The following is a 12,511-nucleotide window of genomic DNA, read 5'->3' as shown; positions in this document are numbered from 1 at the left end:
TCAGAGTTCTTTTCTAAGTCTGGCAACCGGAATATTTAATTGCTCACGGTATTTGGCAACAGTTCTTCTGGCAATATTATAGCCCTGAGCTTTCAATGCTTTTTCTAGCTTATCATCAGACAAAGGCTTCTTCTTATTCTCATTATCTATCAGTTCTTGCAGTCTAGTTTTCACCTCACGGCTACTCACATCTTCGCCACTTGCTGTAGAAATACCCTCACTAAAGAAATACTTTAGAGGAAAAATTCCGAAATCAGTTTGAACAGACTTTGAGTTGGCTACACGAGAAACAGTTGAAATATCCATTTGAATTTCGTTAGCAATGTCTTTCAAAATCATTGGTCTCAACTTCGCTTCATCACCTTCTTCAAAAAACTCATACTGATATTTTACAATAGCCTCCATGGTTCTCAAAAGAGTATTCTGACGCTGTTTAATAGCATCGATAAACCATTTGGCTGCATCAAGCTTTTGCTTAACAAAGCTAACCGTCTCCTTTAACTTCTTGTCTTTTTTATCACTCTTGTCGTAAGCAGAAAACATTTCACTGTACGAAGAGCTCACTCTCAACTCAGGAGCATTTCGGGAGTTCAAAGTAAGATCCATCTCTCCATTTTTGTTGGAAAGAATGAAATCGGGTATCAAATATTGTGTCTTTACCAAGCCACCAGAAATACCTCCTGGCTTTGGGTTAAGGCGAGTTATTGCCGATATAGCCTCCTTAAAAACCTCTTCATCTTCAAGGTTAAGCTTCTTTTCTATTTTATCGTAGTGCTTTTTTGTAAACTCATCGAAACATAAGTCTACAATGTTATAGGCCAAATTAAGCGCTTCTAGAATCTCTTCATCATGCTCATTTTCCTCTCTTTTTCTTTCAAGCTGAATAAGCAGACACTCTTTTAGATTTCTCGCCCCTATTCCTGGAGGGTCGAACTTTTGTATTTCACTTAACAGCTCCTCGAGCTCATCTATATCAGTTTCGATATTCTGAGAAAACGCAAGGTCGTTAACAATTGCATCTAGCTCCCGTCTAATGTATCCATCAGACTCAATACTACCCAAAAGCTGCTTACCAATTTTCTCTTGGCGATCATCCAAACCCAAGAATCCAAGCTGAGCTTCTAGCTGCTCATTTAACGAAGCCTGCATAGCAATAGGCATCTCACGATCTTCATCATCGTTATAATTACCATCACCCTGCATCTTGTATCCGGCATAATCGTCTTCTGCCAAATAGTCTTCCACATTGAGCTCGTCTGAATTATCTTCATAAGAATCTTCAAACTCATCACTCTCCTGAGACGCCTCTTGTTCCTCTCTACCCTCTTCCAAAGCAGGGTTAAGTTCAAGCTCTTCTTCCACCCTTGCATCTAGCTCTGCTGTTGGCACTTGCAACAGCTTTATGAACTGAATTTGCTGTGGAGACAGCTTCTGACTTAAACTTTGATTAAGACTGAGTTTCTGCATTCGATAATTAATTCTGACCTTAATTCAAATTTAAAGGAAAGTATCAGAGAATCGAGGGAGGAGAAACACTTTTTAACAAAAATCATGCAAATTTTTCAAATCACGCCAAAAACGCCTACTCCTAGCCATTCCGATATCACACGGCCTAACTATGAACAACCCACCACAACCGTTTTTACGACATTTAATGGTTGTTTATCCACTCAAAAAATGATTGCTTTGCGTTTCTTTTAAAACACTATTTAGGAGGTTATGAAGACTAGGAGAACCAAGATTTCCGAACTATTAAAAAGTGAACAAACCAATATTGATGTTCACGTAAAAGGCTGGGTTAGAACAAAAAGAGGCAATAAGCACGTAAACTTCATTGCACTCAACGATGGCTCCACCATTAATAACATCCAAATAGTAGCAGACCCGAATAGTATTTCAGAAGACATATTAAAGAAGGTTACCACAGGGGCCAGTATTGCTGTCAACGGCAAGCTGGTTGAGTCACAGGGCTCTGGGCAATCGGTTGAAGTACATGCAGAAACCATTGAAATCTTAGGTGTGGCAGACCCAGAGAAGTACCCGCTTCAACCTAAAAAACACTCATTTGAGTTTTTAAGAGAAATAGCGCACTTAAGACCTAGAACAAATACTTTCAGTGCTGTTTTAAGAATGAGACACGCAATGTCTTTTGCTGTACACAAATTCTTTAATGAGAAGGGCTTTAACTACATGCACACTCCTATAATTACAGGGAGTGATGCAGAAGGTGCTGGTGAAATGTTCCGAGTAACTACCCTAGATGCCAAAAACCCACCACTGAAAGAAGATGGTTCGGTGGATTATTCAGAAGATTTCTTCGAGAAAGAGACTAACCTTACTGTTTCAGGCCAATTAGAAGGTGAGCTTGGCGCTTTAGCAGTGGGAGAAATATATACTTTTGGCCCTACTTTCAGAGCTGAAAACTCCAACACCACCAGGCACCTTGCAGAATTCTGGATGATAGAACCTGAAATGGCATTCTATGATTTAGAAGACAACATGGACTTGGCAGAAGAGTTTTTGAAGTACCTAGTGCAATATGCTCTAGACAATTGCGCTGACGATTTGGCATTTCTAGAGAGTAGACTTATTGACGAAGAGAAGAACAAGCCTGCAAACGAGAAAAGCGAAATGACGCTCACTGAAAAACTAAGGTTTGTTGCAGAAAATGACTTCGAGAGAGTTACTTATACTGATGCCATAGACATTCTGAGAAACTCTAAGCCAAATAAGAAAAAGAAGTTTCAGTACCCTGTTGAAGGCTGGGGTACCGACTTACAATCTGAGCACGAGAGATACTTGGTTGAAAAGCACTTTAAAAAACCAGTTATACTGACCAATTACCCTAAAGACATTAAGGCGTTTTACATGCGCATGGATGATGATGGAAAGACTGTCTCTGCAATGGACATTCTATTTCCTGGAATTGGTGAGATAGTTGGTGGATCTCAAAGAGAGGAAAGGCTTGACATTCTTATGAGTAGAATGACAGAAATGGGCATTCCTCATGAAGAAATGGACTGGTATTTAGACACCAGACGCTACGGAACCGTTCCTCACAGCGGTTTTGGCCTTGGCTTTGAAAGGCTAATGATCTTTGTAACCGGACTTGGAAACATTAGGGATGTTATTCCATTCCCAAGAACTCCAGGCAATGCGGAATTCTAAGACAAAAATTTAGGGCTGATTTTCAGCCCTTTTTATTTTTTACTAAATCTTACCGTTTGTTGAAATTTGGATCGATCATCTCGAACCAGTACCAAGTAATAGCCCCTCGGAAAAGACTGTACATCGACCTTGTATTTCTTCGGGCCGTTATCTTCTACATTTACAGCCATCTTAGTACCAATGATACTTCTAATCTCTAGCTGAGGCTTTTTAAGATTGAGATTACTTAAATCGATATTTAGGAAGTCTGAAGTTGGATTTGGGAAAATCTCAACTTTCAATTTCTCGTTAGGGTCGGTAGAAGTTCTGTTCGCTAAAGCCTGAGTTTGAGCGGAAACTGAAAATGCCGCAAACATAAACACTAAAAGTGCTGCAATTCTTAGGCGCGATATGTTAAGGCTGAAGACCTTCATTTTCTAGTTAGACCCGATTAATGTGCTTTAGGTTTAATAAAATTAAGTTTTTTTTCAATAAATCTCGATATCTAAGCGTTACTTATTGCTTTTGGCAAGAAATGCAGCAAATCTGATGCCATCAAAGATACTTCTCCAACATTTTTTCTAGCCAAATCGCCAGCTAAACCATGTAGAAAAACACCTAAACACGCAGCCTCTTCTGAGCCTAAGCCTTGAGCCATCAAACCTGTAACTATACCCGCCAATACATCTCCACTGCCTGCTGTAGCCATTCCAGGGTTCCCTGTATTATTAAAATAAACCTCACCAGAAGGGACTATAATGGCTGAATGTGCTCCCTTTAAAATAATAACTAGCTTTTTCTTCTTGGCTACACTTTGTGCCACTTTAATTCTCTCAAGGCCATCAGAACATTTACCAAATAGACGATGAAATTCTCCTACATGAGGAGTGAGCACAGTAAACTCAGGCAAAAGATCTAGCAGTTCTGAGTTTTCACTTAACATATTGAGCCCATCAGCATCTACAACAAGTCTGCTCACCCCTGCCTCTAGCAGCTGGCGAAAAGCTTGAACAGTCTTTTGTTCCACACCTACCCCCGGCCCAAAACAAACCACATCTGTATTCTTCTGCAGAGAACCTTCTGAAATCAATCGCTCCTCAGAATCTACATTCACCATCACTTCTGGTAAACTGGTTTGTAAGACCTGAACTCCACATTTAGGAACATGAGCCGTGAGCAAACCGGCACCACTCTTCATAGCTGTTTTGGAGCAAAGAAATGCCGCTCCCATTTTCCCATAACTTCCCGCAAATACTTGAACACGACCGAAATGTCCTTTGTGCTGAAATTTTACTCTAGGCGGAAGCGCCTTTCTAATAGAATGATCTAAAAGGAAGTAACTACCATTTTGGGCCTCGATAAAATCTTCATCTAAACCAATGTTCACAGCTTTCCATTCGCCAACGAAACTTCCAGATTCAGGAATAAAAAAACTAAGCTTGGGCCTTTGAAAAGTAATGGTGAAATCTGCTTGAACTATAGCTCCTGTCAAATTCACTTCGTCCGAAAAGAGTCCCGATGGCACATCTACAGAAAAAGTTTTTGATTCTGCATTATTGATAGTAGAGACAACATGCTCTAGGTCTCCAAGTATTGGGCGATTAAGACCAGAACCAAAGAGTGCATCGACTACCACGTCAGAATTTGGCAACACGAATTCCGATGGCTTCACCTCATTAACATCGCTACCAAACTGCTTCAAGTTAGCCAAGCAGTCGTCCGAAAGCTCTGAAGAAACTTTAACAAGAATAACCTTTACACTGTAATGCTTCGACTTTAAAAGCCTTGCAATAGCCAGACCATCTCCTCCATTATTTCCCGTACCACAAACCACCGCCACCAAAGACTCTGTGCTCACCCTCTCTTCAAACTCACTTACAAAAGCCAAAGAAGCCCTCTCCATCAACTCAAGAGATGTGATTGGTTCGTTGTGAATAGTATATTGATCTGCTTCCCTGGTTTGCGCTGCATTAAGTAATTTCTTCATTAGAATTTCAAATACGGTACTAGTTTCTGGATTGTTACTGAATCAATAAGCTTCAACCTTTTTAAGTCATCAGCCTTTTTGAATTTACCGTATTTGCTTTTTGCGGACAAGATTTCCTTAGTTAGTTCATAGCTAATATATGGATGGGCATTAAGTTGTTTGAACGTAGCAATGTTAATAGAAATAGACTCAAGCGTAACTGTATCGGAAACATGCAGGAAGCTTTTAATCTGTAAAAACAAACTGTCTTTCATTCCATACATATCCTTGAGCTGATCTACTGAGTGAAACCCACCTAGAGCCTCTCTAAAGGAAACTATTTGTCGAGAGTAACCAGACCCTATACCATATAGTCTTTTAAACTCCGTAGTATCAGCCGTATTAATATCTATAATCAAAGGCACTTCATTATAGCGTTGTTTCTTTTGAACAACCCTGGCAGAAGCATTCCTTTTAACAGGAACGGGGCTACCCTGCTCCTCTACTTCATCATCTTCAATTAGATTTTCGGGCAGATCTATATATGACTGTAGCGATTGATAAAGTGAATCTGGAAAATCATAAATCTTAGCCAAGTCGCCTTTTACCCTAAAGGTACCACCAGCTTTTCTGAAATTCTCTACCCTTCTGGCAAGAAAAAGAGGGACACCAAGAGAAACTAACTCGCTAGCAGAAGCAGTATTAGGATTGAAAATCTTAGGTATCGGTTTGAGCATCTCAGGCTTACGAGGCTTTACATTCATTTGAGAAATAAGACTGTCTAGCAATGCTTTATCTTCCTTAAAACCGACATACCTTAAGCCAAAAATAGACTTATATATAGCTGGCATAGCTAAACAAAGTACAATGAGCAAGATCAGAACAACTGAACCGTTTGCCTCAGTCTTACTGAAACTAAACACTTTAAAGAGTAGTTTCTTAATTTGATTCATGTGTGCTAATGCTATTGCAAATAATTTAGTATAATATTTTCTTAGAAAATACATATTAATAATCGAACAACACTTAACTAGAATGATTCTAAATAGCAAACACTGATATACATCACTTTTTTTCAGGTAAAGTAGGGGTTATTTTTGCCCAGCGTATTAGAATAGTGAAGACGCGTAAAGAATGAAGGAAGGTTTTAAAGTACTCAGCTTATCATACAAAAAGGCACCCGTTGAAATTCGGGAGGTTCTTTCTGTAAGTGATTCATTGGCAGCCGAATTCTTATTAGAATTCCCACATACAACTGAGGTCAATGATTTGATGGTACTTTCAACCTGCAATAGAACAGAAATTTATTACTCAGCTGAAAAAAGCTTAAGCACTGAAATACTTGTTTATCTAGGCCTGAAAAAAGGACTACAGAACCCTACTCAATACCTTCAATACTTTGATGAGATTCTTAGTGCCGAAAAAGCCTCAGAATACCTCTTCCGCGTTTCAATGGGCTTAGAAGCTCAAGTTGTTGGTGATTTACAAATCATTAACCAAATCAAAAGAGCTTACCAAGCTTCTGCCGATGCCAATATGGCCGGCCCTTTTCTACACAGACTACTGCATACAATTTTCTTCGCTAATAAGCGCGTTGTTCAAGAAACAGCTTTTAGAGATGGTGCAGCTAGCGTTTCCTATGCAACGGCTGAGTTGGTAAAAACATTAGCTCAAGCTTTTGTAGATACAAAAGTACTTGTGATGGGAATTGGCGAAATTGGTGAAGACCTTGCTAAGCATTTAACAGATGCTCCGTTTAGCGTTACGCTCACCAATAGAAGTGAAGCTAAGCTTATGGAGGTAGCCGAATCTTGCGGTCTTTCTACTCTTCCTTTTGTCGGCATTAAAGAAAAACTATCTGAGTTCGACATTGTAATTTCTAGTCTTCCTGTCAAAGACTTTATAGATGTTACTGACATAGCAAGCGCTGAAGGTAGCGGATTGAAGTATTTCATAGACCTTTCCATTCCAAGATCTATTTCGCCTGCCATTGAGTCTGTAGCTGGGGTCAACCTTTACAATATTGACGAAATCCAAGATAAAACTTCTCAAGCAGTTCAGAAAAGAGTAGACGCTATCCCACAAGTGGAGGCGATAGTTTCTGAATCTATGGCAGAGTTTACTGATTGGTCTAGGGAAATGGAAGTTTCTCCGACTATTCAAAAGCTTAAAAATGCTTTGGAAGAAATTCGTCAAGAAGAATTGAAGAAACACCTTAAAAATGTTTCACCAGAGGTTGAAATGTTTGCCAATAAATTCTCTAAGAGCATTACTAATAAAATAATGAAGCTTCCTGTGCTTCAGCTTAAAGCTGCATGTCAACGAGGGGAAGCCGAAACTCTAATTGACGTATTGAACGATCTGTTTAATCTTGAGAAAGATCCGGTAAAGCAATAAGTGAGTTTTACATCAATAGCATTTCAATAGTCAGCTAAATTTCACAGCTTTCGGGCTAATCCTCCGATGAAGCCACGAATGTATCACTTCAGACTATTCCTTATTCTATTTCTTCTGAGTACGCAAGGAGCTCTTCTTGCAGATCAGTTTGAACCTTTTTCAGAAGGCGGTAGAGTTGGTCTAAAAAATATTACAACAAATACCATTGCCATACCTCCCAAGTTTGAAGGCCTAGGCTGGTCAGATAAAAGCTTCTCTGTAGTAAACGGAGTAATTGGAGCTTTGCAAAACGAAAGATGGGCATTAGTAAACACAGAAGGCAACCGAATAACAGAGCATTACTTCAACACCCTGGTTCCTAGCTCAGAAGACAACTTTATTGCCTCAAAAAGAGACAACAGCTCAATTCTCACCAACTACGGATTAATAGATAGCAATGGCAAAACAATCATAAACTTTGTTTTTAGCTCAATGCAGAGTCATTCTGCTGGACTTATCGTATCCGAAAAAAAAGGTGCAAAGTACTTACGAGGCTTTATTTCTGAAAAAGGTAAATCAATTATTCCAATAGCCTATGATGCTATATCTGAACTTAGCAAGACCCATCTTATAGTAAGCAAAGACGGCTTATTAGCAGTATTTGATACTGATGGCAATCAGCTCACTGAGTTTCTTTTTGAATACATTGAACCCCATGGCAATACCTACTACAAGATAGGACAGTACAACCATCAAGGTTTATTGAGGAATACAATAGAACTGGTTATACCGCCTCTTTACAAAAATCTAGTCTTTGGTGAAGACCAAGTAGAAGCCATTCCATACACACAATGGGACTTCTTTAAGACAAGCAATTATAGTGCTACCTACTACTTTGATGATATTAACTTTTTAGACCAGGAAGCTTTTGCTACTTCAGCCGGACGAAAAACAGGGTCTATAAACTATAAAGGCGAGTACTACAGTTTTCTACCAGAAGAGAGGCTGGTTGAATCAAATGAGAAAGTGTTTGTCACCACTACGCGTTCTGGTAGATACAAAGCCTACAATAGCCAAGGGAAACCACTTTTTAGAGACTCATTTGAAGAAATTCAACTTCAAACTAACTTGATCTTTACAAAAAACAGCCAAGCAGATGGCCACTCTTGGTCTATTCACAATTTAGATGGGAAAAAGCTCAATCTGTTTAATTATCAGTATATCGAGAAGAAATCAGCCTCCTTTTTTCAAGCCAAACGAAATGACAAAATAGGCCTAATCGGAAAAGATGGAAAAGAGATAAGTCCGTTTTTATACGATCAACTTTCTGCTTTTAAAAATGAGCGAGCAATAGCCCTGTACAACAATGGATATGGCGTTGTTAACTCAAATGGCCTATGGATAATGACTCCGTACTACGACAGCCTCTCCATTGACAATAACTACTTGTATTTTCGACAAGGGACGGAATACGGAGTTGCCGATCTTTTTGGTAAAGTTCTTTACCGAGACCAGTCGCCATTTGAACCGTTAGCCGAAGCTATTATTAAGAGCCACGAAGACAGCAGTAAATCTATCTTCTCTATGTACGGAGAGCAACTATTGGAGCACAGCTATGATTCTATTACCGCCCTGAGCACACAATTGCTTTTCATCCGAAGAAACAATCAGAGCTTTCTATTTCGGCCTTCAGACAAGTATGTTCTCAAACTAGAAAACGACATTGAGCACATTGAACCAATGAAAGCCGATTATATGCCCGTATTAAAGGGAGGGCAATGGGGCTTCTTAAATTCTGATGGAAGGATAACAATAGCAAACCGATATGAAGCTGTGGGTCAATTCTCAGAAGGCCTTTTTTCGGTAAAACTCATAGGAAAATGGGGATTCGTAAATAAAAATGAAGAGCTAATCATTCAACCCAACTTCGATCAAGTCAGCCCTTTTGATAATGGTTTATCTATTGTGAAAAGTGATTCTAAGTGGGGACTTATAAACACTTCTGGCACACAAGTAATCGCTTTAAATTACGACTCGGTAAAAAGACTCGGCAGCTATTTTGTAATTGAATCTAATGATCAGGTAGGGTTAGCAGACAGCCGAGGAAAGATCATTAAAAATCCTTCTTTCGACAGTATTAAAGCTTTGGAGAACAACTATTTTTTGGTGGAACGAAACGGTTTCTATGGAGTAATCAATGAAGCAGGACATGATGTAATCCCAACTATTTACAAAACCGTAAAACAATCGGGAGATATGTTTCTCGCCTCGAAAGAAGGAGAAAAAAGAACCTTTCAGTTGAAATAAATCAGTTCTTGAGCTTCACGAAATATAGCGTTGGATTCGGCTCTTCTGTCATTCCCTCTTCCAGTTTCTTTGCAGAGAAGTAGTAGGTATTAGACTCAGCTGGTAAAGGAGTTAAAAGAACAGGTTCACCATCAGAATGCTCTCCCCCATCAAGTCCAGCATCCAGATTATAGCTCATATACTCTTCTAAATCGTAAATCAGTAATTTGGCCTTCCCCTCAAAGGAGTACCTCACTATTAAATACCTATCCGATCTGAAGAAACTTCTGATATTTACAGCTTTATTCCCCGTTTCAGAAACAGCACTCTCACCGAAGTCCAACTTAAGAGAGGGTTCAAACACTGAAGACCTTGCCTCATATATGGTATCTCTAACAAAAGGCTCCGGAAAAAGAACAGGAAGATAAAAATAGGTTTTATCTGTCGACTCTGAGTAATAATTAGCATCAGTCATAATGAACATCATCTGATTCTTCAAGCTTACTTTAGTGAGTTCCAAACTATCTATTCGACCTCCGGTAGATGGATCAATTCTATATCGAGTTGGAAATTTAAGAAACCCACCACCTTCAAGGTTCTTTGTTTCTGTTCGGAAAACCTCAAGGGTATCATTCATAAAATAGGTATAGTTGGGAAAAGAGTAATCTCTGATATATCGAACAAAATCACCGTTATAATCATAAACCACAATTTTTCGCATTCCGATAATATAAATGTGTTCATTCATTCTATCCAGCGAAAACCCAACTGGTCTTTCCACCTCTTCAGGACCACCACCTATTTTACCAATTAACTGAAGAAATTTGCCAGAATCATCAAACTGGAATATCTTCTGTTGACTGAAATCAAAAATAAAGATGTAATCCTCAGTCCTTTCAACCTTGGTTGTCATGGCAATAAGGCTCTCATCGGTTTCCTCCAGTTTCACAGCTTCTATTTCATCAGCAATATCGTCTATACTTAACTCGTCATCCGCATTTGGGTTAACAGGGATAACCCTAAACACATCTTGCTGATCTTCACTTTCATTGCCGCAGCTAAAAAGAAGAATAAATAAGAGAGAAAAGAGAGTATATGTTCGTTTCATCATCAATGGATTACTACTATAAACATAGTACTATATTTATAGTAGATCAACTAACTATTTAATAAAACGAAAAAGCCCCAACAGAATCTGTCAGGGCTCTTAATCTTATTTCCTATTGAGATTAGCTTTTGGAGCTTCCTCCGTCACTTCTGCGCTTGCCAGAACTCGAAGACTTCTGAGCAGGGTTAGCGATAGATTCTCTCATATCTGTATCGGCCTTAATGTTCTCAAACTTATAATAATCCATTACACCAAGGTTTCCAGATCTGAACGCCTCTGCAATTGCCATTGGTATTTCAGCTTCTGCTTCAATTACCTTTGCTCTAGCTTCTTGAGACTTTGCTTTCATTTCTTGCTCACTCGCAACAGCCATAGCTCTTCTTTCTTCGGCCTTAGCTTCTGCTACTTTCAAATCAGCTTGCGCCTGATCTGTTTGTAATGTTGCGCCAATATTGGTTCCTACATCTACATCTGCTATATCAATAGACAGAATCTCAAAAGCAGTACCAGCATCTAAGCCTCTTTGTAAAACCAGTTTAGAAATCTTATCAGGGTTTTCTAGTACTTGCTTATGCGTACCTGCAGAACCAATTGAGGTTACAATCCCCTCTCCTACTCTCGCCAGAATGGTATCTTCTCCAGCACCGCCAACCAATTGTTGAATGTTTGCACGCACAGTCACCCTTGCAATAGCCATTAGCTGAATACCATCTGCTGCAACTGCTGCAACCTTAGGAGTCGTAATTACTTTAGGGTTAACTGATATCTGCACTGCCTCAAATACATCTCTACCAGCCAAATCGATAGCCGTTGCCTGTTTAAAAGTGAGGTTAATATTTGCCTTGTCGGCCGAAATCAAAGCCTTAATTACGGAAGGAACATTCCCTCCTGCTAAATAGTGGGTTTCCAAATCGGTAGTAGTCAGCTCCAAACCAGCCTTGGTGGCCGTAATCATAGCATCTACCACTATTCTCGGTGGCACTTTTCTAATTCGCATAAATACGAGTTCCAAGAGGCCAACTCTTACATTCGAGAATTGCGCTGTGATCCATAGGTTAACAGGCACAAAGTATAAGAACACAAAAAGTAGGACGATGCCGCCTATCACGGCAATCAAAGCAGTATAGTTTTCCATTAATTGGTGGTTGTTGTTTCTACAATAATTTTATTGCCGTCTACATGAGCAATCTTTACACTAGAACCAGAAGAGATATATTCCCCTCTAGATCGCACTTCGTAAGTTTTGTTGTTGAATTCTGCTTTGCCAATAGGCTTTAAATCTGAAATGGCCAAACCTCTCATTTCGACCGTCAGGTCTGAATAATATCCTTCATTAAACTTCCCCTGATTGGTACTTTTCAATGAGAACCTATTCCATGATTTAGCCCTAAAGCTAAAAACTAAGCCAATCAGCGAAACTAAAGCTGTTCCAACTAGCACCCAGTTGCCTGTAGACGACCCATGAGCATCATAGGTAAGGTAAATACCCACAACACAAAGCCCTAATCCTATCAGTCCAAGAATAGTAGTTCCAGGCACAAACAACAGTTCTAAGTAAATTAGAACTAGGCCAATGAGAATCAATAAAACGATGGAAATCCAGTCTCCCATAGGTGCAAAACTTATTC

The 12,511-nt window shown here is 39.4% G+C and carries 10 protein-coding genes; 3 read left to right on the top strand and 7 right to left on the bottom strand.

What is annotated here, in order from left to right:
• Complete coding sequence (gene rpoN / locus AWW68_RS19200) at positions 1 to 1,467, bottom strand: RNA polymerase factor sigma-54 (RefSeq protein WP_068225102.1); 1,467 nt, start codon at positions 1,465 to 1,467, stop codon at positions 1 to 3.
• Positions 1,468 to 1,719: 252 nt separating this feature from the next.
• Here rpoN and asnS point away from each other — a divergent pair, with 252 nt between their 5' ends.
• Positions 1,720 to 3,168 carry an asparagine--tRNA ligase gene (asnS, locus tag AWW68_RS19195; RefSeq protein WP_068225100.1) on the top strand — a complete coding sequence of 483 codons (1,449 nt, stop codon included), beginning with the start codon at positions 1,720 to 1,722 and terminating at the stop codon, positions 3,166 to 3,168.
• Positions 3,169 to 3,200: 32 nt separating this feature from the next.
• Here asnS and AWW68_RS19190 read toward each other — a convergent pair whose 3' ends face one another.
• The 3 genes from AWW68_RS19190 to AWW68_RS19180 form a co-directional block, all read right to left on the bottom strand.
• Positions 3,201 to 3,581, bottom strand: a complete 381-nt coding sequence (locus AWW68_RS19190; protein ID WP_084375780.1) for a T9SS type A sorting domain-containing protein — start codon at positions 3,579 to 3,581, stop codon at positions 3,201 to 3,203.
• A gap of 71 nt (positions 3,582 to 3,652) precedes the next feature.
• Positions 3,653 to 5,134, bottom strand: a complete 1,482-nt coding sequence (locus tag AWW68_RS19185) for a bifunctional ADP-dependent NAD(P)H-hydrate dehydratase/NAD(P)H-hydrate epimerase (protein ID WP_068225096.1) — start codon at positions 5,132 to 5,134, stop codon at positions 3,653 to 3,655.
• Complete coding sequence (locus AWW68_RS19180) at positions 5,134 to 6,066, bottom strand: ComEA family DNA-binding protein (RefSeq protein WP_068225095.1); 933 nt, start codon at positions 6,064 to 6,066, stop codon at positions 5,134 to 5,136. The genes AWW68_RS19185 and AWW68_RS19180 overlap by 1 nt, the downstream gene beginning before the upstream one ends.
• A 181-nt stretch (positions 6,067 to 6,247) precedes the next feature.
• On the opposite strand from AWW68_RS19180, the gene hemA reads away from it, so the two are divergent.
• Both hemA and AWW68_RS19170 read left to right on the top strand, forming a co-directional pair.
• Complete coding sequence (gene hemA, locus AWW68_RS19175; RefSeq protein WP_068225093.1) at positions 6,248 to 7,510, top strand: glutamyl-tRNA reductase; 1,263 nt, start codon at positions 6,248 to 6,250, stop codon at positions 7,508 to 7,510.
• Between the two features lie 78 nt (positions 7,511 to 7,588).
• On the top strand, positions 7,589 to 9,796 hold the full coding sequence (locus AWW68_RS19170; RefSeq protein WP_068225091.1) for a WG repeat-containing protein: 2,208 nt from the start codon (positions 7,589 to 7,591) through the stop codon (positions 9,794 to 9,796).
• A 1-nt stretch (position 9,797) separates the two neighbouring features.
• Here the strand turns inward: AWW68_RS19170 and AWW68_RS19165 are convergent, their stop codons facing one another.
• From AWW68_RS19165 to AWW68_RS19155, 3 genes are all read right to left on the bottom strand, one after another.
• On the bottom strand, positions 9,798 to 10,886 hold the full coding sequence (locus AWW68_RS19165; protein WP_084375777.1) for a 6-bladed beta-propeller: 1,089 nt from the start codon (positions 10,884 to 10,886) through the stop codon (positions 9,798 to 9,800).
• Between the two features lie 118 nt (positions 10,887 to 11,004).
• Positions 11,005 to 12,018, bottom strand: a complete 1,014-nt coding sequence (gene floA, locus AWW68_RS19160) for a flotillin-like protein FloA (protein WP_068225086.1) — start codon at positions 12,016 to 12,018, stop codon at positions 11,005 to 11,007.
• Complete coding sequence (locus AWW68_RS19155) at positions 12,018 to 12,494, bottom strand: NfeD family protein (protein WP_068225084.1); 477 nt, start codon at positions 12,492 to 12,494, stop codon at positions 12,018 to 12,020. The genes floA and AWW68_RS19155 overlap by 1 nt, the downstream gene beginning before the upstream one ends.
• Positions 12,495 to 12,511: the final 17 nt, after the last annotated feature.

The organism is Roseivirga spongicola (genome assembly GCF_001592965.1).
Classification (GTDB): Bacteria; Bacteroidota; Bacteroidia; order Cytophagales; family Cyclobacteriaceae; genus Roseivirga; species Roseivirga spongicola.
Note: the sequence above shows the minus strand (reverse complement) of the source record. Positions and strands in the feature narration are given on the sequence as shown.